This is a genomic window from Mesorhizobium sp. ISC15, assembly GCF_037162615.1.
GTDB lineage: Bacteria > Pseudomonadota > Alphaproteobacteria > Rhizobiales > Rhizobiaceae > Mesorhizobium > Mesorhizobium mediterraneum.
In genome coordinates this window covers 1,037,737-1,057,468 of record NZ_JAVSPX010000001.1, presented here as the reverse complement: position 1 = coordinate 1,057,468, position 19,732 = coordinate 1,037,737, and the positions used below count along the sequence as shown (strand labels likewise).

Sequence of the window (19,732 nt, the reverse complement as noted above, 5' to 3'; positions counted from 1 at the left end):
CCGCCGCCAAGTGACCCGGAGACAACGCGCATGAACATCCATGAATATCAGGGCAAGGCGCTGCTGAAGGGCTTTGGCGCACCGGTGGCCGAGGGCGTGCCGGTGTTCGAGGCAAGCGAGGCGGAAGCCGCCGCCAAGGCGCTGCCCGGCCCGCTCTATGTGGTGAAGAGCCAGATCCATGCCGGCGGCCGCGGCAAGGGCAAGTTCAAGGAGCTCGGCCCCGACGCCAAGGGTGGCGTCAGGCTGGCGAAGTCGGTCGCCGATGTCGTCGCCAACGCCAACGAGATGCTCGGCCACACGCTGGTCACCAAGCAGACCGGCCCGGCGGGCAAGCAGGTCAACCGCCTCTATATCGAGGACGGCGCCGACATCGACCGCGAGCTCTATCTGTCGCTGCTGGTCGATCGCTCGGTCGGCCGCATCGCCTTCGTCGTTTCGACCGAGGGCGGCATGGACATCGAGGCAGTCGCCCACGACACGCCGGAAAAGATCATCACCGTCGCCATCGACCCGGAAAAGGGCGTGACGGCGAATGATTTGAAAGAACTCAACGGTGCGCTGAGGCTCGACGGCGACGCCGCCAAGGACAGCGAGACGCTGTTCCCGATACTCTACAAGGCCTTCCTGGAGAAGGACATGAGCCTGCTCGAGGTCAACCCGCTGATCGTCATGAAGAACGGCCGGCTGCGCGTGCTCGACGCCAAGGTGTCGTTCGACAACAACGCGCTGTTCCGCCATCCCGACGTGATGGAGCTGCGCGACATCACCGAAGAGGACGAAAAGGAGATCGAGGCGTCGAAATACGACCTCGCCTATGTCGCGCTCGACGGCAATATCGGCTGCATGGTCAATGGTGCCGGCCTTGCCATGGCGACGATGGACATCATCAAGCTCTATGGCGCCGAGCCGGCCAACTTCCTCGATGTCGGCGGCGGCGCGTCGAAGGAGAAGGTGACGGCGGCGTTCAAGATCATCACCAAGGATCCGGCGGTCAAAGGCATCCTGATCAACATTTTTGGCGGCATCATGAAGTGCGATATCATCGCCGAAGGTGTCATCGCAGCAGTCAAGGAAGTTGGGCTGCAGGTGCCGCTGGTGGTGCGGCTGGAAGGCACCAATGCCGAACTCGGCAAGAAGATCATCAATGACAGTGGCCTCAATGTCGTCTCGGCCGACGACCTCGACGATGCCGCGAAGAAAATCGTGGCGGCGGTGAAGGGCTGATCTGGTGCCTCCGCACAAGATAAACCTGGTCGAGGCGGCGGATGCGAAGATCAAAAAGGTCTTCGATCCGCATATCGCCGGCGACGTCAACGATGCCCAAGTCAAGATCGCCAAGTTCGGCGATGTCTTCGACTGGCATGCGCATGACAACGAGGACGAAGCGTTCCTCGTGCTGCGCGGCCGCATCGCCATCGATTTCCGCGACGGCACGGTGGAGCTTGGCAGCGGCGAGTTCATCGTCGTGCCGCGGTCCGTCGAGCACCGCCCGCGCTCGCTGAGCGAGGAGCCGGTGGTGCTGATGTTCGAGCCGGCGACGACACTCAACACCGGCAACGCCAAGAGCGACCTCACCGTCGCCGATCTCAAGCGGCTCTGACCATGGCATCTCTGACGATGACCACGCAGCCTTCCTCGATCAACGGTTTGTAAAAAGGACCACCATGTCCATTCTCGTCGACAAGAACACCAAGGTGCTCGTGCAGGGCCTGACCGGCAAGACCGGCACGTTCCATACGGAGCAGGCGCTGGCCTATCACGGGACGAAAATGGTCGGCGGCATCCACCCCAAGAAGGGCGGCGAGACGTGGACCGGCGCCAAGGGCGAGAGCCTGCCGATCTTTTCCACCGTCGCTGAAGGCAAGGCGAAGACCGGCGCAAACGCTTCTGTCGTCTATGTGCCGCCGGCGGGCGCCGCCGAGGCGATCCTGGAAGCGATCGAAGCCGAGATCCCGCTGATCATCTGCATCACCGAGGGCATCCCGGTGATCGACATGATCAAGGTCAAGGCGCGGCTCGACCGCTCGACATCGCGGCTGATCGGTCCCAACTGTCCGGGCGTGCTGACCCCCAACGAATGCAAGATCGGCATCATGCCCGGCAACATCTTCCGCAAGGGCTCCGTCGGCGTTGTTTCCCGCTCGGGAACGCTTACCTATGAGGCAGTGTTCCAGACCACCAATGTCGGCCTCGGCCAGACCACCGCCGTCGGCATCGGTGGCGACCCTGTCAAAGGCACGGAGTTCATCGACGTGCTGGAGATGTTCCTCGCCGACGACGAGACCCGATCGATCATCATGATCGGCGAGATCGGCGGCTCGGCCGAGGAAGACGCCGCGCAGTTCCTCAAGGACGAAGCCAAGCGTGGCCGCAAGAAGCCGATGGCCGGTTTCATCGCCGGGCGCACGGCGCCGGCCGGGCGCACCATGGGCCATGCGGGCGCCGTCATCTCCGGCGGCAAGGGCGGCGCCGAGGACAAGATCGCGGCGATGGAATCGGCCGGGATAAAAGTTTCGCCCTCGCCGGCCCGGCTCGGCACGACGCTGGTCGAGGCGATCAAAGGTTAGGGCAGTAAGGGAGTAGGGCAGTAGGGCGGTAGGGACAAGACGAGGGCATTGCCCTACTCCCATACTGCCCTATTGCCCTACTCCCCTCCAAAACAGGAGACGGAGCCAGGCTCCGCTGAAAAAATGGCAAGACAAGATCAGGCCAACGACCAATTTTCGCTTACCTCTTTCCTCTATGGCGGCAATGCCGATTATATCGACGCGCTCTACGCCGCCTATGAGGACGATCCCTCTTCGGTCGACCCCGAATGGCAGGATTTCTTCGCGGCGCTGAAGGACGACGCCGGCGATGTTCGCAAGAATGCCAAGGGCGCCTCATGGGCTAAGCCCTCGTGGCCGTTGCAGGCCAATGGCGAGTTGGTGTCGGCGCTCGACGGCAATTGGGGCATCGTCGAGAAGCACATCGAGAAGAAGGTCCAGGACAAGGCGGTGATGAACGGCGTCGCCCTTTCCGACGCCGACGTGCACCAGGCGACGCGCGATTCCGTGCGCGCCATCATGATGATCCGCGCCTACCGCATGCGGGGCCATTTGCACGCCAATCTCGATCCGCTCGGCATCGCCAAGCCGCTCGAGGACTATAACGAGCTATCGCCGGAAAATTACGGCTTCACATCAGCCGATTACGATCGCCCGATTTTCCTCGACAACGTGCTCGGGCTCGAATTCGGCACCATCCGGCAGATGCTCGACATCCTGACCCGCACCTATTGCTCGACGCTCGGCGTCGAGTTCATGCATATTTCCGATCCCGAGGAGAAGGCCTGGATCCAGGCGCGCATCGAGGGCACCGACAAGGAGATCTCCTTCACCGCCACCGGCAAGAAGGCGATCCTGCAGAAGCTGGTCGAGGCCGAAGGTTTCGAGCAGTTCATCGACGTCAAGTACAAGGGCACCAAGCGCTTTGGCCTCGACGGCGCAGAGGCGCTGATCCCGGCACTGGAGCAGATCGTCAAGCGCGGCGGTCAGCTCGGCATGAAGGAGATCGTGCTCGGCATGGCGCATCGCGGCCGGCTGAACGTGCTCTCCCAGGTGATGGCCAAGCCGCACCGCGCCATCTTCCACGAATTCAAGGGCGGCTCGGCCGCACCCGACGAGGTCGAGGGCTCGGGCGACGTGAAGTACCATCTCGGCGCTTCGTCGGACCGCGAGTTCGATGGCAACAAGGTGCACCTGTCGCTGACCGCCAATCCCTCGCACCTGGAAATCGTCGATCCGGTGGTGATGGGCAAGGCGCGGGCCAAGCAGGACTCTCTGTTCGGCCGCAGTCGCGAAGAGATCGTGCCGCTGGAAGAGCGCGCCAAGGTGCTGCCGCTGCTCCTGCATGGCGACGCCGCCTTTGCCGGCCAGGGCGTGATTGCCGAAATCCTCGGCCTGTCGGGCCTGCGCGGGCACCGTGTCGCCGGCACGCTGCATTTCATCATCAACAATCAGATCGGCTTCACCACCAATCCGCGCTTCTCGCGCTCGTCGCCCTATCCGTCGGATGTGGCCAAGATGATCGAGGCGCCGATCTTCCACGTCAATGGCGACGATCCGGAAGCCGTGGTCCATGCCACCAAGGTGGCGATCGAATTCCGCATGAAGTTCCACAAGCCTGTCGTGGTCGACATGTTCTGCTATCGCCGCTTCGGCCACAATGAAGGCGACGAGCCGGCCTTCACCCAGCCGATCATGTACAGCAGCATCCGCAGTCACAAGACGACGGTGCAGATCTATGCCGACCGGCTGATCGCCGAAGGCCACCTTACCCAGGCCGAATTCGACAAGCTCAAGGCCGACTGGCGGGCACATCTCGAGCAGGAATTCGAGGTCGGCCAGCATTACAAGCCCAACAAGGCCGACTGGCTGGATGGCGCCTGGTCTGGCCTGCGCACGGCCGACAACCAGGACGAACAGCGGCGCGGCAAGACCGCCGTGCCGGTCAAGACCCTGAAGGAGATCGGCAAGAAGCTGACCGAGGTGCCGAAGGATTTCGCGGCCCACAAGACGATCATGCGGTTTCTCGAGAACCGCCGCCAGGCGATCGAGTCGGGCGAAGGCATCGACTGGTCGACGGCCGAGGCGTTGGCCTTCGGCGCCATCCTGCTCGACGGCAATCCGGTCCGGCTGTCGGGACAGGATTCGGAGCGTGGCACGTTCTCGCAACGCCATTCCGTGCTCTACGACCAGCGCGACGAGACACGCTACATTCCGCTCAACAATCTGTCGGCGGCGCAGGCCGGCTTCGAGGTCATCAACTCGATGCTGTCGGAAGAGGCCGTGCTCGGTTTCGAATATGGCTACAGCCTGGCCGAGCCGAAGGCGCTGACGCTTTGGGAAGCACAGTTCGGCGATTTCGCCAACGGCGCCCAGGTGGTGTTCGACCAGTTCATATCGTCGGGCGAGCGCAAGTGGCTCAGAATGTCGGGGCTCGTCTGCCTGCTGCCGCATGGCTATGAAGGCCAAGGGCCGGAGCATTCGTCGGCCAGGCTCGAGCGCTTTCTGCAGCTTTGCGCCGAAGACAACATGCAGGTGGCCTACTGCACGACGCCGGCCAACTACTTCCACATCCTGCGCCGGCAGTTGAAGCGGGATTTCCGCAAGCCGCTGATCCTGATGACGCCGAAGTCGCTGCTGCGCCACAAGCGGGCGGTGTCGACGCTGCCGGAGATGTCGGGCGAAAGCGCGTTCCACCGGCTGTTGTGGGACGATGCCCAGCAGCTCCCCGGCCAGGCGATCAAGCTCACCAAGGATTCGAAGATCCGCCGCGTCGTGCTCTGCTCGGGCAAGGTCTATTACGACCTCTACGAGGAGCGCGAGAAGCGCGGCATCAACGACATTTATCTGCTGCGCGTCGAACAGCTCTATCCGTTCCCGGCCAAGGCGCTGATCACCGAACTGTCACGCTTCCGCAACGCCGAGATGGTGTGGTGCCAGGAGGAGCCCAAGAACATGGGCGCCTGGTCGTTCATCGATCCCTATCTGGAATGGGTGCTGGCGCATATCGACGCCAAGCATCAGCGGGTGCGCTATACCGGCCGGCCGGCCGCCGCGTCGCCGGCGACCGGATTGATGTCGAAGCATCTCGCCCAGCTTGCCGCCTTGCTCGAAGACGCGCTCGGTGAATAGAACAGAGCTCGGCGAATAGAACAGAACCGACAGAAAAACGGACAGGCACAATGGCTACCGAAATCCGCGTCCCCACTCTTGGCGAATCCGTCACCGAGGCGACCATCGGCAAATGGTTCAAGAAGGTGGGCGACGCGATCGCCACCGACGAGCCGCTGGTCGAGCTCGAAACCGACAAGGTAACGGTGGAAGTGCCGGCCGCGGCCGCAGGAACGCTCAGCGAGATCGCGGTCAAGGAAGGCGAGACGGTCGAGGTCGGCGCTTTGCTCGGCATGATTTCGGCAGGCGACGGGGCAAAAGCGGCAGCGCCCGCGAAGGCGTCAACTTCCGAACCGAGGCAGGACGCGGTATCGCAAGCCTCGGCACCGACCGCCGCATCAACCGTCAAGCAAGCCGCGGCCGAAACCGCCAAGATCGCCGGCGATGCCGGGCCAATCGAGGCGCGCACGATGCCGCCGGCGCCAGCGGCGGCGAAGCTGCTGGCCGAGAGCAATCTCGCGGTCGACCAGGTCTCGGGTTCCGGCAAGCGCGGCCAGGTGCTGAAGGGCGACGTGCTCGACGCAATCGCCAGGGGCGCGCCGTCGCAACCGGCTGAGACGCCGAAGGCGCCTGCACCGGTCGCTGCCCGTGCGCCGTCCTCGGCCGATGACGCATCACGCGAAGAGCGTGTGCGCATGACCAAGCTGCGGCAAACCATCGCGCGCCGCCTCAAGGAAGCGCAGTCGACCGCCGCCATGCTGACCACCTTCAACGAGGTGGACATGAGCGCGGTGATGGCGCTCAGGACCAAATACAAGGATGTGTTCGAGAGGAAGCACGGCGTGAAGCTGGGCTTCATGGGCTTCTTCACCAAGGCCGTCACCCATGCGCTGAAGGAGATCCCTTCGGTCAATGCCGAGATCGACGGCACCGACATCATCTTCAAGAACTACGCCCATATCGGCGTCGCCGTCGGCACCGAAAAAGGCCTTGTCGTGCCTGTGGTGCGCGATGCCGACCAGATGTCGATCGCCGAGATCGAGAAGGATATCGGCCGGCTGGGCATCGCCGCGCGTGACGGCAAGCTGTCGGTGGCGGATATGCAAGGAGGCACGTTTACGATTTCCAACGGCGGCGTTTACGGGTCGCTGATGTCGACGCCGATCCTCAACGCGCCGCAGTCGGGCATTCTGGGCATGCACAAGATCCAGGAGCGGCCGGTGGTGGTCGGCGGCCAGATCGTGATCCGGCCGATGATGTATCTGGCGCTCTCCTACGATCATCGCATCGTCGATGGCAAGGAAGCGGTGACCTTCCTGGTGCGGGTCAAGGAAAGCCTGGAGGATCCGGAACGGCTGGTGCTCGATCTCTAAGGGTCGGTCGAGGTGAGCCGGAGAATGGATCTGCGCCACCGAACGAGCTTCTCTCGGTTGCGCTCCGGATTGTTTTTCACGCTGTGCGTGGCCGGCCTTGCGCTGACGGCATCGACGGCGCACGCCGCCTGCCCGCTTGAGCTCGCCGTCTATGGCGATGCCGAACACGTCGCCGAGATCGATTTCAGGCCGACCATGGAATCGGCTGTTGTCACCAACACGTTCAAGATGGTGCTCGACAACAGTGTCGTGCTCGACGGCATCGTCATGTGGACGGAAGGCGTGGCGCGGCCGCATGGTTCGCTGATGTACAAATGCCCGACAGGCGACGTCACCGGCGACGAACTTGCCGCTTGCACGGTGTGGGAGGGGGTCGTCTACAGTGCTGACGACAAGGGCAACATCGCTCTGCTGCCAGCCGAAGGCGTGGCCGCGCCGAAGACTCTTATCTTTCCCGACCTCGGACCGTCGCTGCAGATGTCGGCCGCCTATGGCACCAACGGGTTTTCGAAAGTGCCGTGGGATGTTTTTTCGTTGAAGGGCTGTCAGGAATGAGCGCGACCAAAAAAGTGCTGCTGGTGACCGGCGGCAGCCGCGGCATCGGCGCCGCCACGTCCAGGCTTGCCGCCAAGGCTGGATACCGTGTTGTGGTCAACTATGCCTCGAATGAGGCTGCTGCCACGGCGCTTGTCGAGGCAATCGCGCAGGATGGCGGCGAAGCGTTGGCCATCAAGGGCGACGTCGGCAGCGAGGCCGATATTCAGGCGATGTTCGAGAGGATTGATGGCACCTTCGGCTCGCTCGATGCGCTCGTCAACAATGCTGGCGTGGTCGACCGGAGGGCGCGTGTCGACGAAATGAGCGGAGCACGGCTGGAGCGCATGATGCGCGTCAACATCATTGGCTCCATGCTCTGTGCCCGCGAAGCGGTGAAGCGCATGTCGACCAGCCATGGCGGCAAGGGCGGCGCTATCGTGAATATCTCCTCGATTGCTGCGAGAATTGGCGGGCCGGGCGAATATGTCGACTACGCCGCCTCGAAGGGTGCGATCGATTCCTTCACCATTGGCCTGGCGCGCGAAGTGGCCGGCGAAAGCATTCGCGTCAACGCGGTCAGTCCAGGCATCATCGACACCGAAATTCACGCCTCGGGCGGGCAGCCGGATCGCGTCGAGAGGATGCGTCACCTCGTGCCCATGCAGAGGGCGGGAACCGCCGAAGAGGTCGCCGCGGCAATTCTTTGGCTCCTGTCGGACGGGGCGTCCTTTACGACAGGCGCGAATTTGGAAGTGGGCGGCGGCCGCTAATCCCAGCCAAGGCTGAGTGCCAGACCAGAAGGATAGTATCATGGCTTATGACGTCGTTATCATCGGATCGGGACCGGGCGGCTATGTCTGCGCCATCAAGGCGGCACAGCTCGGCCTGAAGACGGCGGTGGTCGAGAAGAACCCGACCTTCGGCGGCACCTGCCTCAACATCGGCTGCATTCCGTCCAAGGCGCTGCTGCATGCCTCCGAGATGTTCGCCGAGGCCGGCCATTCCTTCGACACGCTGGGCGTCGAGATCGGCGCGCCGAAGCTCAATCTCGGGAAGATGATGGCGCACAAGGACGCGACCGTGGCGTCCAACGTCAACGGCGTCGCCTTCCTGTTCAAGAAGAACAAGATCGACTCGTTTCGCGGCACCGGCAAGGTCTTGTCCGCCGGCAAGGTGTCGGTGACCGGCGAGGACGGCAAGGTCGAGGAGATCGAGACCAGGAACATCGTCATCGCCACCGGTTCCGACGTCGCCGGCATTCCCGGCGTCAAGGTCGACATCGACGAGAAGGTGATCATGTCCTCGACCGGCGCGTTGGCGCTGGACAAGGTGCCGGGCCATCTTGTGGTGGTCGGCGGCGGCGTCATCGGGCTGGAGCTCGGCTCGGTATGGGCGCGGCTCGGCGCCAAGGTCACCGTCGTCGAGTTCCTCGACACCATACTGGGCGGCATGGACGGCGAGGTCGCCAAACAGTTCCAGCGCATGCTGTCCAAGCAAGGCATCGAATTCAGGCTCGGCGCCAAGGTGACCGGTGTCGCCAAGGCCAAGAAGGGTGTCACCGTCACCTTCGAGCCGGTCAAGGGGGGTGCTGCCGAGACCATCGAGGCGGATGCGGTGCTGATCGCGACGGGACGTCGGGCCTATTCGGACAGTCTCGGGCTGAAGGAAGCCGGCGTCGATGTCGACGAGCGCGGCCGGGTCAAGACGGACGGCCATCTCAAGACCAATGTGCCCGGCATCTACGCCATCGGCGACGTCATCGCCGGGCCGATGCTCGCCCACAAGGCCGAGGACGAGGGGGTGGCGGTGGCCGAGACCATCGCCGGCCAGGCCGGCCATGTGAACTACGAGGTGATCCCGAACGTCGTCTACACCAGTCCGGAAATCGCCTCGGTCGGCAAGACCGAGGAAGAGCTGAAGGCGGCCGGCATCGACTATAAGGCCGGCAAGTTTCCGTTCAGCGCCAATGGCCGGGCGCGCGCCATGCTGCATACCGACGGCTTCGTGAAGATCCTGGCGGACAAGCAGAGCGATCGCGTGCTCGGCGTCCACATCGTCGGCTTCGGCGCCGGCGAGATGATCCACGAGGCGGCGGTGCTGATGGAGTTCGGCGGCTCGTCGGAAGATCTTGCCCGCACCTGCCACGCCCATCCGACGATGTCGGAGGCGGTGAAGGAAGCGGCACTGGCGACCTTCTTCAAGCCGATCCATATGTAGGCCGTCCTAGAGCGGTTCAGCTTTTGATAGAATCGACGAACCGCTCTAAGTCTTTGTTTTTACGCAATTCCGGACGGAAAACCGCTGCGCACTTTTCCTGGAATTGCTCTAAGCTACTCCGGCAGCCATCTGATGGCTCAAAGCAAAACGGCCCGCTTTTCAGCGGGCCGTTCGTATTTGAAGTCAGCAGCCGATCACTGCGCCGGGGCTGGTGCGGGCGCCGGAGCAGGCGCTGGCTCTGCAGGCGCCGGAGCCGGTGCAGGTGCAGGCGCCGGAGCAGGCTCTGCGGGTGCCGGGGCTGGCGCAGGTTCTGCCGGGGCCGGGGCAGGTGCCGGTTCTGCGGGCGCCGGGGCCGGTGCAGGCGCCGGTTCTGCGGGCGCTGGGGCTGGCGTGCTGGCGGCCGGCGGCTCAGCAGGCGCTGGCGTTTCACCGCTTCTTCCGAAAATATAGTAAGCGACAATAGCCAGGATAACGACAACCAGGGCAATCAGCCAGCCGCTGCCGCCGCCACCCGACTTGGGAGGGGGGGTCGGAGTGGTATACGGGTCGTTTGGATTCGCCATAAAAGTGTCCTCCGTGGATGAAAAGTATCAATCAACACAAATCAACGCGCAATCGTTGAACAGGTTTCACGCTAGGTATCGAAAACGCCGAAAACAGGGCAATCTGCGCCTGGAATCGTTTGTCCGCACGCATTTCCCTCGCAAAATTGGCGGAGATCGAGCCAAAACGAGCCTTTTCAGCCATCTTGCACCAAGACCGGACCGCCGCCCTCGCGTCCTGATTCGGGAAGGCATCGATCGGAATCATGTCTTCCTGGTCCGCAACTCAACCGTGCAACTCAGTAAACGACGGTCAGGTTCAGGCGGCCTTGGGGAAATCCTCGACCGGACCTCCCGCGTTGAGAGGATGCAGGGCGTCATGAAGGCAGCGAGGGATCGGCCCGGCATGATCGATAACTTGTTGGGGCCGGCGAAAAGTCATTTTCTCGATGCGGCGCAGCCCGCCGGACTGTCCTTCAGCAAGCTCGACAGCATGTCGGCGCCGCCGCAAGCCGGACTCCCGGCGTGCGCCTTGCCGGCCGCGAGCAACGCGACGACGAGAAAAGAGACAAGAAACAGGGCGTTGAGTACCACAAGCAGCTTCAGCGACACAAAAGCCGCGCGGTCGGTAATGGCGATGACGCGTTTCATGGCTCTTTCTAGGCCTAAAAAAGCGGCGAAACGGTTAACCGGCTTATCCAAATTGTCTTGAACGGGGCTCGTTGCGCGTGCGCTGTCCGGACTTTGCAGGCCTGCACGTCGCTCACGCCCGCGGATGGGCGGCTTCGTAGATTTCGAGCAGCCTCGCGGTGTCGACGCCGGTGTAGATCTGCGTCGTCGACAGGCTGGCATGTCCCAAAAGTTCCTGGATGGTGCGCAGGTCGCCGCCGCGCCCAAGCAGATGCGTGGCGAAGGAATGGCGCAAGGCGTGCGGCGTGGCGGTATCGGGCAGATTGAGCGCCGAGCGCAGCTTCGCCATGTCGCGCTGGACGATGGCCGGATTGAGCGGGCCGCCGCGGGCGCCGCGAAACAGCAGGCCCTTCGGATCGAGATGATAGGGGCAGAGCCGGCGGTATTCGGCGATCGCCCTCAGCGCCAGCGGCAGCACCGGAACCAGCCGGGTCTTGCCGCCCTTGCCGGTGACGCGCAGCACGCTATCGGCAGCCGACGACAGATCGGCGCCCGACAATCCGAGCGCCTCGGAAATGCGCAGGCCCGAGCCGTAGAGCAGCGTCAGGACGGCGGCGTTGCGGGCGGCGATCCACGGCTCCTCCGCCAGCTGGCCTTCCACCGAAACGACGTGTTTGGCATCGCTGGCCGTCAGCGGCTTGGGCAGCGACTTCGGCTGACGTGGCGCGCGCAGTGCCGCAGCGCCCGCCGCATTGACGAGACCGCGCCGCTCCAGAAAGCGCAGCAACGAGCGGATGCCGGCGAGCCCCCGCCCGAGCGTGCGGGCGCCGGCGCCCCCGGCGCGGCGGGCGGCGAGAAAGCCGCGCAGATCGGCCGGGCGCAGATCGGCGATATCCGAAATGCCGGGCGAGCCGCCGCAATGGCCGGTCAGGAAGTGCAGGAACTGGCGCGTGTCGCGCTCATAGGCTTCCACGGTTTCCGGCGACAGCCGGCGTTCGCGCGCCAGCATCTTCAGCCAGGTTTCGCGGGCCGCCTGAAGGTCTGGTTTGGCTGGAATAAGAAATTGCTGCATTGGCTCTTTCGATATTCCGTTCTTCCAATTCGTTCTTCCAATTCTGGGCCATCTTCCGGCAGCCGGGTTAGGAAGCGGTGAAGAGCCGCGTCATTGAAATGACAAGAGGCTGGAGCTAGAGCAAGGCCAAAGGATTTTTCCGCCGATGACCAAACCGCAAAACCCCGTCCAGATGGCCGTGATCGGCGCCGCCCACGGCATCAAGGGCGAGTTGCGCGTGAAAACCTTCACCGGTGACCCGTTGGCGCTGGCCGACTACGGGCCGCTCTATGCCAGGGACGGCCGCGCCTTCCAGATCGTCGACATCAGGCCGGCCAACACGGTCGTCGTGGTGCGCTTCAAGGGCATCAGCGACCGCAACGCCGCCGAGGCGCTTGCCGGCACGGAATTGTTCGTCGACCGCTCGATGCTGCCGGACGATGGCGAAGAGGACGAATTCTATCATGCTGATCTCGTCGGGCTGGCGGTCCGGGACGATACCGGTGCTGACATCGGCAAGGTCGTGGCCGTGCATAATTTCGGTGGCGGCGACATTCTCGATGTGATGCTTGGCGAGCGCAAAGGCGTGCTGATCCCGTTCACGCAGGCCGCCGTGCCTGACGTGTCGATCACTGAGGGTTTTATCCGCGTCGATCCGGCGGCCGCCGGCCTCGTGGAGGACGAGGATGGCGAGGTTCCCGGCCGCGAGGGTTTCGACCCGAAGGGCAGGCCGCGCGGACCGAAGGATGCCGGGGGCAACCGGTGAGTTTTTCGGCCTCGGTGCTGACGCTCTATCCGGAGATGTTTCCCGGCGCGCTCGGCCTGTCGCTGGCCGGCAGAGCGCTGGAGGCTGGCACGTGGGAGCTGGAAGCAATCCAGGTCCGCGATTTCGCCAGCGACCGCCACCGCACCGTCGACGACACACCGGCCGGTGGCGGCGCCGGCATGGTGATGCGCGCCGACGTTTTGGCCAAGGCGATCGACCATGCCTCGCCACCGGGTGATCCACGGCCACGGCTGCTGATGAGTCCGCGTGGAAAACCGCTGACGCAGTCCCGCGTGCGCGAACTGGCCGCCGGGCCGGGCGTCGTCATCGTCTGCGGACGCTTCGAAGGCGTCGACCAGCGGGTGATCGACGCGCGTGGGCTCGAGGAGGTCTCGGTCGGCGACTTCATCCTGTCCGGCGGCGAGCCGGCAGCGCTCGTGCTGCTCGACGCCGTGGTGCGGCTGTTGCCCGGCGTGATGGGCAATGCGGTATCAGGCGATGAAGAGAGTTTTGAAAACGGCCTGCTCGAACATCCGCACTACACGCGCCCGCAGGAATTCGAGGGCCGGCAAATCCCCGAGGTTCTCACCTCGGGCAATCACAAGAAGATCGCCGCATGGCGGCGCGCTGAGTCGGAAAAGCTGACCAGGGAAAGGCGGCCTGACCTGTTAGCCGCTCAGCCCTTGGCAAAATAGTAAAAGGCCAGGAACACGCCGATCCCAACCACGAAGCCGCGCACGGCAATTTGCGGCACGCGCTTGGCGATCCAGACGCCGGCATAGCCGCCCAGCGCGCCGCCCGGTATCATGATGATCGCTTGCGGCCAGGCGATCACGCCGCCGGAGACGAAGACCAGGATGGCTATCGCCGCGATGACCACGGCCAGCATGTTCTTCAGCGCGTTCAGGCGGTGATAGTCGCCGGGCTGGGTGAGGCCGAGCGTTGCCAGCATCATGACGCCCATGCCGGCGCCGAAGAAACCGCCATAGACTGCGGTGGCGAATTGCGCCAGGGAGCCGACCAGCGAACCCACCGCGGCCTCATGCCCCGGCTTGGGTGCCGGCTTCAGCCACGGCCCGGCGGCGAATAGCGCGGTCGCCGCCAGCAGCAGCCATGGCACCAGGACGCGGAACGACGGATTGTCGAGCGCCAGAAGGATGAGCGCACCGGCCAGCGCGCCGAAAGCCGATATGAGGCCGAGCAGCAACGCCGTGCGCCAGAAATGCTTGATGTCGGACCAGTAGGCGAGCGTCGAGGTGATGTAGCCGGGAAACTGTGTCACCGACGAGGTCGCGTTAGCGACGATCGGCGGCAAGCCGACCAGCGTCATGGCGCCGAAGGTTACGAACGTCCCGCCGCCAGCTATCGCGTTGACGGCACCTGAGAGAAAGCCCGCGAAAAAGAGCAGGGCCGCATCGAGAACTGGCATGGGGGTATTGCCGCCGGAGGAAAGTCACGTTTTACCCGCCTTAAAAAGCTTGGGCCTTCGACGCAACCCCTGCTGAAAGATTGCAATGTCGGCCAACGACCAAAAAAGAACACGGCAAAGGCGTGACAAAGCGTCGAAATAGCTGTATGTGCCCGCCCGAACCGGAAGAAAAATCTGCCGGACCCGTCAACAATGGCGGTGTAGTCGCCCCTGCCTGATGTTCTCGCGAACGAAGGGCATAGCCGAGTGGTCAATGGAACTGCAAAGCGAGTGTCGGACGCTCTGACTGTCGGAAGAACAAGAAGTGGATTACTGAGATGGACATCCTCCGTCAGCTCGAGGCCGAACAGGCCGCCAAGATCGAAGCCAAGCGCAAGCTTCCCGAATTCCAGCCCGGCGATACCGTGCGCGTCCAGGTCCGCGTGACCGAAGGCACCCGTACCCGCGTCCAGGCTTATGAGGGTGTCGTCATCGCCCGCGCCGGCGCCGGTTTCCAGGAGAGCTTCACCGTTCGCAAGATTTCCTACGGCGAAGGCGTGGAGCGCGTGTTCCCGGTCTATTCGCCGATGGTCGAGGGCGTCGAGATCGTGCGCCGCGGCAAGGTGCGTCGCGCCAAGCTTTACTACCTGCGCGATCGCCGCGGCAAGTCGGCCCGTATTTCGGAAAACACCGGCGTGCGCGCCCGCAAGCTGAACGATGAGGAGCGCGATGCGCTGAACGCCGAAAAGGCCCGCATCGAGGCCGAGAAGGTGGCCGCCGCGCAGGCGCTGGCCGCCGAGAAGGCAGCCCAGGACGCCGCCGAGAAGAAGGCCGCCGACGAGGCCGCCAAGGCTGCGGAAGCGGCTGTCGCCGAATAAGTTTTTTCAACAACCGTGCTTCGGAAAGGCGGCTTCGGCCGCCTTTTTTGTCCCTGAGGTGACGCGCCGGACGGGGTTTGATCCGCAAGGCACGAATCGTTGCGCAAGCGCTCGGTTGGAAGCATTAGAATCCGTTTTAGCGCAAAGCGGCCCATCGGACCGGCTTGCAAGCCGCTAACGGAAAGCTAAAGTCGGCGCCGGGTTTTCCTGCAAGCCTCGACAATGTCCAGGCTGTTCAAGTTCTTGGGGTGTGTCATGACCAAATCGAAACTGCTGTTGGCCGGCCTGTTGGCTCTGATTCTCGCGCCCGTCGTCGCCCTGGCGCAGGCGCTGCCCGATCTCGGCGGCAAGAAGGTGGTGGTAGTGACGGAGAACGCCTATCCGCCGCTGCAGTTCATCGACGCCAAGACCGGCAAGCAGATCGGTTGGGAATATGACGCGATGAACGAGATCGCCAAGCGGCTGAATTTCCAGGTCGAGTACCAGAACACCTCCTGGGACGCGATGATCCAGGCGGTTTCCGACAACCAGTACAACATCGGCATGACCGGCATCACCATCAAAGACGACCGCAAGCAGAAGGTCGATTTCTCCGACCCTTATATGCGCTCGGAACAGTTCATGCTGGTGCGCGGCGACGAGAAGCGCTTCACCGACGCCAAGACCTTCGGCGCCTTCAAGGATGGGCTGATCGGCGCGCAGGCCGGCACCACGCCCTTCTACACCGCCGTCTACAGCGTGCTCGACGGCAATGAGCAGAACCCGCGCATCAAACTGTTCGAGACGTTCGGTGCGACGGTGCAGGCGCTGAAGACTGGTGACGTCGATGTCGTTTTGACCGACGGCACTGCCGGCAAGGGCTATGTCGAGGCGTCCAATGGCGGGCTGAAGCTGATCGGCGGGCCGCTCGGCACCGAGGATTTCGGCTTTATTTTCCCGAAAGGCTCGGATCTGGTGAAGCCGGTCAATGCGGCGATCGCCGCACTGAAGGCCGACGGCACGCTCGACGCGCTCAACAAGAAATGGTTCCTTGATTACAAGATGGGGCAGTAGCTTCCATTGTTGCGCACGTTGGGTGATGCGCAGGAACTCGCGCTGACTCCGCGCTCGTCCACCCCCCTCTGTCCTGCCGGACATCTCCCCCTCAAGGGGGGAGATTGGCAGCTTCGCTGGCCGCGCTTTTTCTCTAACGTTGGAGATTGGCGAAAGCAGAATGAACAGCCAATCTCCCCCCTTGAGGGGGAGATGTCCGGCAGGACAGAGGGGGGTGCCTTGGCACCATGCCTTCGCGATGTCTGCTTCACCGGCGTCGCCTGATGGCAACGCCCGCGTCTTCCACCTCCAAAACCGACTTTCCCTGGTGGCTTGCCGCGGCGATCGCGCTCGCCGTGGCCGCCGCCATCTTCATCGCCGCAAGCGACCTCTACGCCCAGGTTTTCGCGACCGTCGCCAAGGGCATCGGCATCACTGTCTTCGTCACCGTGGTCGCCTTCGCGCTAGCCTCCGCAATCGGACTCGGCATTGCGCTGATGGGACTGTCGGGGTCGCGCTGGCTGCGCCAGATCGCTCGTTTCTATGTCGAGATCATCCGCGGCGTGCCAATCCTGGTGCTGTTGTTCTGGATCGCGTTTGCCGGCGCGCCAGCTTTCGTCGCGGCATGGAACGCGCTGACCGCGCCGCTGCAAAGCGCCGGCGTCTTCGGCGAGCTGCTGGTGCGAGACGTGTCGCTGCTGTGGCGCGCCATCATGGCGCTGACCATCGGCTACTCGGCCTTCATCTCGGAGGTCTTCCGCGCCGGCATCCAGGCGGTCGAGAAGGGCCAAATCGAGGCGGCGAAGGCGCTGGGGCTGACGCGCACGCAGCGTTTCCGGCTGATCGTCTTTCCGCAGGCGATCCGCACCATCTTGCCGCCGCTCGGCAATGATTTCGTCGCCATGGTCAAGGATTCGTCGCTGGTCTCGGTGCTCGGCGTCGCCGACATCACCCAGATGGGCAAGATCTACGCCGCCGGCTCGTTTCGCTTCTTCGAAACCTATTCGATCGTCGCCTATATCTATCTCATCCTGACGGTTGGCCTGTCGCTGGCCTTGCGGGCGCTGGAGAAGCGGTTGCGCCGCCAGCATGAGGAATAGAAGGCAGGCGAAGACGGCGCTACGATTGACCTGCCCGGTTGCGGAGGAATTGATCCATGAACATCGACAAAGCCAATGCGGCGCTGGAGTCCGTCTATACGGCGGATACACCGGAAGCGCTGGCGCAAGCTTATGCCGCATGGGCTGCGACCTATGACAGCGAAACCGCCTCGCTCGGCTATCTCCTGCCGTTCCTGATCGCCGCCTGGGTGGCGCGCCATGTGCCATCGGGCGAGGGGCCGCTGCTCGACGCCGGCTGCGGCACGGGCCTGTCGGGACCGTCGCTCAAGGCGCTGGGCTATCAGGACATTGCCGGGCTCGACCTGTCGGAGGACATGCTGAAAATCGCCAGCAGCCGGCAGGCCTACAGCGAGTTGAAACAGGCGATGCTCGGCGGTCCGCTGCCTTGGCCCGACGGGTATTTCCGCGCCTTCTTTTCGACCGGCGTGTTCACCCTCAGCCACGCGCCGGCTTCCGGCCTGCATGAACTGGTGCGCATCACCAAGAAGGGCGGCCATGCCATCTTCACCGTTCGCGACCAGGTGTTCGAGAGCGGCGGCTTTCGTGACGTTTTTGCCGAGCTGGAGCAGGCGAAGAAATGGCGGCCGGTCGAAGAAAGCCCATGGTTCCGCTGCTATGCCATCGCCGAACCCGAGGCGCTGGTGAAGACGTTCGTGTTTGAAGTGCTTTGAGGGGCGGCACTTTCCCTTCTCCCCCTGTGGGAGAAGGTGGCCGAGCGAAGCTCGGTCGGATGAGGGGTGTTCCAGCTTGGCAACGACAGCGATCCGTCCAGCACCCCTCAACCGTCTCGGCGCTGCGCGCCGATCCACCTTCTCCCACAAGGGGAGAAGGGGAAGCCGCGCCACACCCTACCAATTGCCGAAAACCCAAAACATTGATATGAGCCACGCCATGGAACAGCTTTTTGGCGATCCGGCCTACAAGGGCTTCGTGCTGCAGGATAGAAAACGCCTGCCGTCGCGATTCTCCGCGCGCGTTTCCGGCGCTCTGACCAGCCGACTTCGCTAGGCCGTGTTCGCCGGCTAGCCGGCGCTTGTCCTTCCCATTTTCATATCGACGGATTTACGCACATGAGCGCACCGCGCACCCTCTACGACAAGATATTCGACGACCATGTCGTCGACCGCCAGGACGACGGCACCTGCCTGCTCTATATCGACCGCCACCTCGTCCATGAAGTGACCAGCCCGCAAGCCTTCGAAGGCCTGCGCATGACCGGCAGAAAGGTCCGCCATCCTGAAAAGACGCTGGCCGTGGTCGACCACAATGTGTCGACCTCGCCCGAGCGCAAGTTCGGCATCAAGAACGAGGAAAGCCGCATCCAGGTCGAGGCGCTGGCCAAGAATGCCAAGGATTTTGGCGTCGAATATTATTCCGAAAAGGACATCCGCCAGGGCATCGTCCACATCATCGGCCCCGAGCAGGGCTTTACTCTGCCCGGCATGACCATCGTCTGCGGCGACAGCCACACCTCGACGCACGGCGCTTTCGGTGCTTTGGCGCATGGCATCGGCACCTCGGAAGTCGAGCATGTGCTGGCCACGCAGACGCTGATCCAGCGCAAGGCCAAGAACATGCTGGTGCGCGTCGACGGCGTGCTGCCGGAAGGCGTCACCGCCAAGGACATCATTTTGGCGATCATCGGCGAGATCGGCACTGCCGGCGGCACCGGCTATGTCATCGAATATGCCGGCGAGGCGATCCGGGCGCTGTCCATGGAAGGCCGCATGACCATCTGCAACATGTCGATCGAGGGCGGCGCCCGGGCCGGCCTGATCGCGCCCGACGAGACGACCTTCGCCTATGTCAAAGACAAGCCGCGCGCTCCCAAGGGCGAGGCGTGGGACGCCGCGCTTACCTACTGGAAGACGCTGCAGTCCGACGAAGGCGCGCATTTCGACAAGGTGGTCGTGCTCGACGCGGCGAAATTGCCGCCGATCGTCTCCTGGGGCTCTTCGCCCGAGGACGTCGTCTCGGTCCAGGGCATCGTGCCGAACCCCGACGATATCGCCGACGAAAACAAGCGCACCTCGAAGCAGCGCGCGCTCGACTACATGGGCCTGACGCCAGGCACCAAGATCACCGACATAGCGCTCGACCGCGTCTTTATCGGCTCCTGCACCAACGGTCGCATCGAGGATTTGCGCGCCGTCGCCAAGGTGGTCGAGGGCAAAAAAGTCAGCCCGCATGTCGATGCGATGATCGTGCCGGGGTCAGGCCTGGTGAAGGAGCAGGCGGAGGCCGAAGGTCTCGACAAGATCTTCCTCGCCGCCGGCTTCGATTGGCGCGAGCCGGGCTGCTCGATGTGCCTTGCCATGAACGACGACCGCCTGAAGCCGCATGAGCGCTGCGCCTCGACCTCGAACCGCAATTTCGAGGGCCGCCAGGGCTTCAAGGGCCGCACCCATCTGGTGTCGCCGGCCATGGCGGCAGCAGCGGCGATCGCCGGCCACTTCGTCGATATCCGTGAGTGGAAATAGATTCAGGCGTGAGTGGAAATAACTCGGGCCGCCACAGTTG

General features: G+C 63.5%; 20 protein-coding genes. 16 read left to right on the top strand and 4 right to left on the bottom strand.

Going from position 1 to position 19,732, the window contains the following annotated elements:
• Positions 1-30 precede the first annotated feature (30 nt).
• The 9 genes from sucC to RPG13_RS05240 all read left to right on the top strand — a co-directional run bounded on the left by sucC (position 31) and on the right by RPG13_RS05240 (position 10,247).
• Entirely contained in the window at positions 31-1,224 is a 1,194-nt protein-coding gene (gene sucC, locus RPG13_RS05280) for an ADP-forming succinate--CoA ligase subunit beta (RefSeq protein ID WP_126104340.1), read from the top strand.
• A gap of 4 nt (positions 1,225-1,228) precedes the next feature.
• Positions 1,229-1,600 (top strand): cupin domain-containing protein, encoded by a 372-nt coding sequence (locus tag RPG13_RS05275; RefSeq protein WP_095484891.1) that lies wholly within the window; start codon positions 1,229-1,231, stop codon positions 1,598-1,600.
• A 64-nt stretch (positions 1,601-1,664) separates the two neighbouring features.
• On the top strand, positions 1,665-2,567 hold the full coding sequence (sucD, locus tag RPG13_RS05270) for a succinate--CoA ligase subunit alpha (protein ID WP_095484892.1): 903 nt from the start codon (positions 1,665-1,667) through the stop codon (positions 2,565-2,567).
• A gap of 123 nt (positions 2,568-2,690) precedes the next feature.
• Positions 2,691-5,678 carry a 2-oxoglutarate dehydrogenase E1 component gene (locus RPG13_RS05265; RefSeq protein ID WP_095484893.1) on the top strand — a complete coding sequence of 996 codons (2,988 nt, stop codon included), beginning with the start codon at positions 2,691-2,693 and terminating at the stop codon, positions 5,676-5,678.
• A gap of 50 nt (positions 5,679-5,728) precedes the next feature.
• Complete coding sequence (gene odhB, locus RPG13_RS05260) at positions 5,729-7,030, top strand: 2-oxoglutarate dehydrogenase complex dihydrolipoyllysine-residue succinyltransferase (protein ID WP_126104342.1); 1,302 nt, start codon at positions 5,729-5,731, stop codon at positions 7,028-7,030.
• 24 nt (positions 7,031-7,054) lie between these two features.
• Positions 7,055-7,585: a hypothetical protein gene (locus RPG13_RS05255; protein ID WP_370453350.1), complete on the top strand. Its 531-nt coding sequence runs from the start codon at positions 7,055-7,057 to the stop codon at positions 7,583-7,585.
• Positions 7,582-8,337 (top strand): SDR family oxidoreductase, encoded by a 756-nt coding sequence (locus tag RPG13_RS05250; protein ID WP_126104343.1) that lies wholly within the window; start codon positions 7,582-7,584, stop codon positions 8,335-8,337. The genes RPG13_RS05255 and RPG13_RS05250 overlap by 4 nt, the downstream gene beginning before the upstream one ends.
• A gap of 40 nt (positions 8,338-8,377) precedes the next feature.
• Complete coding sequence (gene lpdA / locus RPG13_RS05245) at positions 8,378-9,784, top strand: dihydrolipoyl dehydrogenase (RefSeq protein WP_126104344.1); 1,407 nt, start codon at positions 8,378-8,380, stop codon at positions 9,782-9,784.
• 211 nt (positions 9,785-9,995) lie between these two features.
• The gene (locus RPG13_RS05240; RefSeq protein ID WP_292222414.1) at positions 9,996-10,247 is read left to right on the top strand and encodes a hypothetical protein; all 252 of its coding nucleotides are present in this window, start codon (positions 9,996-9,998) and stop codon (positions 10,245-10,247) included.
• 131 nt (positions 10,248-10,378) lie between these two features.
• Here the strand turns inward: RPG13_RS05240 and RPG13_RS05235 are convergent, their stop codons facing one another.
• The 3 genes from RPG13_RS05235 to RPG13_RS05225 all read right to left on the bottom strand — a co-directional run bounded on the left by RPG13_RS05235 (position 10,379) and on the right by RPG13_RS05225 (position 12,028).
• Positions 10,379-10,594 carry a hypothetical protein gene (locus tag RPG13_RS05235; RefSeq protein WP_292222416.1) on the bottom strand — a complete coding sequence of 72 codons (216 nt, stop codon included), beginning with the start codon at positions 10,592-10,594 and terminating at the stop codon, positions 10,379-10,381.
• Positions 10,595-10,764: 170 nt separating this feature from the next.
• Positions 10,765-10,977: a hypothetical protein gene (locus RPG13_RS05230; protein WP_245461542.1), complete on the bottom strand. Its 213-nt coding sequence runs from the start codon at positions 10,975-10,977 to the stop codon at positions 10,765-10,767.
• Between the two features lie 112 nt (positions 10,978-11,089).
• Entirely contained in the window at positions 11,090-12,028 is a 939-nt protein-coding gene (locus RPG13_RS05225; protein ID WP_337124533.1) for a tyrosine recombinase XerC, read from the bottom strand.
• Between the two features lie 145 nt (positions 12,029-12,173).
• Here RPG13_RS05225 and rimM point away from each other — a divergent pair, with 145 nt between their 5' ends.
• Together rimM and trmD are read left to right on the top strand one after the other, a co-directional pair.
• Positions 12,174-12,773, top strand: coding sequence for a ribosome maturation factor RimM (rimM, locus tag RPG13_RS05220; RefSeq protein WP_337124532.1), 600 nt, complete (start codon positions 12,174-12,176; stop codon positions 12,771-12,773).
• Positions 12,770-13,468, top strand: coding sequence for a tRNA (guanosine(37)-N1)-methyltransferase TrmD (gene trmD / locus RPG13_RS05215; protein WP_292627200.1), 699 nt, complete (start codon positions 12,770-12,772; stop codon positions 13,466-13,468). The genes rimM and trmD overlap by 4 nt, the downstream gene beginning before the upstream one ends.
• Here the strand turns inward: trmD and RPG13_RS05210 are convergent.
• Complete coding sequence (locus tag RPG13_RS05210; protein ID WP_095484903.1) at positions 13,450-14,202, bottom strand: sulfite exporter TauE/SafE family protein; 753 nt, start codon at positions 14,200-14,202, stop codon at positions 13,450-13,452. The two genes, trmD and RPG13_RS05210, sit on opposite strands and share 19 nt — an antisense overlap.
• 317 nt (positions 14,203-14,519) lie before the next feature.
• Here RPG13_RS05210 and rplS point away from each other — a divergent pair, with 317 nt between their 5' ends.
• The 5 genes from rplS (at position 14,520) to leuC (ending at position 19,692) form a co-directional block, all read left to right on the top strand.
• Positions 14,520-15,059, top strand: coding sequence for a 50S ribosomal protein L19 (gene rplS, locus RPG13_RS05205; RefSeq protein WP_095484904.1), 540 nt, complete (start codon positions 14,520-14,522; stop codon positions 15,057-15,059).
• 255 nt (positions 15,060-15,314) lie between these two features.
• Complete coding sequence (locus tag RPG13_RS05200; protein ID WP_126104347.1) at positions 15,315-16,112, top strand: transporter substrate-binding domain-containing protein; 798 nt, start codon at positions 15,315-15,317, stop codon at positions 16,110-16,112.
• A 263-nt stretch (positions 16,113-16,375) separates the two neighbouring features.
• Positions 16,376-17,191 (top strand): amino acid ABC transporter permease, encoded by an 816-nt coding sequence (locus RPG13_RS05195; protein WP_095484906.1) that lies wholly within the window; start codon positions 16,376-16,378, stop codon positions 17,189-17,191.
• A gap of 56 nt (positions 17,192-17,247) precedes the next feature.
• Positions 17,248-17,883 carry a class I SAM-dependent DNA methyltransferase gene (locus tag RPG13_RS05190; protein ID WP_337124531.1) on the top strand — a complete coding sequence of 212 codons (636 nt, stop codon included), beginning with the start codon at positions 17,248-17,250 and terminating at the stop codon, positions 17,881-17,883.
• A 399-nt stretch (positions 17,884-18,282) separates the two neighbouring features.
• On the top strand, positions 18,283-19,692 hold the full coding sequence (gene leuC, locus RPG13_RS05185; protein ID WP_095484909.1) for a 3-isopropylmalate dehydratase large subunit: 1,410 nt from the start codon (positions 18,283-18,285) through the stop codon (positions 19,690-19,692).
• Positions 19,693-19,732 lie beyond the last annotated feature (40 nt).

Excerpts from the sequence above, each read along its gene's own strand:
- sucC (WP_126104340.1), top strand. The coding sequence starts at position 31 with ATGAACATCCATGAATATCAGGGCAAGGCGCTGCTGAAGGGCTTTGGC.
- sucD (WP_095484892.1), top strand. The coding sequence starts at position 1,665 with ATGTCCATTCTCGTCGACAAGAACACCAAGGTGCTCGTGCAGGGCCTG.
- RPG13_RS05265 (WP_095484893.1), top strand. The coding sequence starts at position 2,691 with ATGGCAAGACAAGATCAGGCCAACGACCAATTTTCGCTTACCTCTTTC.
- odhB (WP_126104342.1), top strand. The coding sequence starts at position 5,729 with ATGGCTACCGAAATCCGCGTCCCCACTCTTGGCGAATCCGTCACCGAG.
- RPG13_RS05255 (WP_370453350.1), top strand. The coding sequence starts at position 7,055 with ATGGATCTGCGCCACCGAACGAGCTTCTCTCGGTTGCGCTCCGGATTG.
- RPG13_RS05250 (WP_126104343.1), top strand. The coding sequence starts at position 7,582 with ATGAGCGCGACCAAAAAAGTGCTGCTGGTGACCGGCGGCAGCCGCGGC.
- lpdA (WP_126104344.1), top strand. The coding sequence starts at position 8,378 with ATGGCTTATGACGTCGTTATCATCGGATCGGGACCGGGCGGCTATGTC.
- RPG13_RS05235 (WP_292222416.1), bottom strand. The coding sequence starts at position 10,594 with ATGATTCCGATCGATGCCTTCCCGAATCAGGACGCGAGGGCGGCGGTC.
- RPG13_RS05230 (WP_245461542.1), bottom strand. The coding sequence starts at position 10,977 with ATGAAACGCGTCATCGCCATTACCGACCGCGCGGCTTTTGTGTCGCTG.
- RPG13_RS05225 (WP_337124533.1), bottom strand. The coding sequence starts at position 12,028 with ATGCAGCAATTTCTTATTCCAGCCAAACCAGACCTTCAGGCGGCCCGC.
- rimM (WP_337124532.1), top strand. The coding sequence starts at position 12,174 with ATGACCAAACCGCAAAACCCCGTCCAGATGGCCGTGATCGGCGCCGCC.
- RPG13_RS05210 (WP_095484903.1), bottom strand. The coding sequence starts at position 14,202 with ATGCCAGTTCTCGATGCGGCCCTGCTCTTTTTCGCGGGCTTTCTCTCA.
- rplS (WP_095484904.1), top strand. The coding sequence starts at position 14,520 with ATGGACATCCTCCGTCAGCTCGAGGCCGAACAGGCCGCCAAGATCGAA.
- RPG13_RS05200 (WP_126104347.1), top strand. The coding sequence starts at position 15,315 with ATGACCAAATCGAAACTGCTGTTGGCCGGCCTGTTGGCTCTGATTCTC.
- RPG13_RS05195 (WP_095484906.1), top strand. The coding sequence starts at position 16,376 with ATGGCAACGCCCGCGTCTTCCACCTCCAAAACCGACTTTCCCTGGTGG.
- RPG13_RS05190 (WP_337124531.1), top strand. The coding sequence starts at position 17,248 with ATGAACATCGACAAAGCCAATGCGGCGCTGGAGTCCGTCTATACGGCG.
- leuC (WP_095484909.1), top strand. The coding sequence starts at position 18,283 with ATGAGCGCACCGCGCACCCTCTACGACAAGATATTCGACGACCATGTC.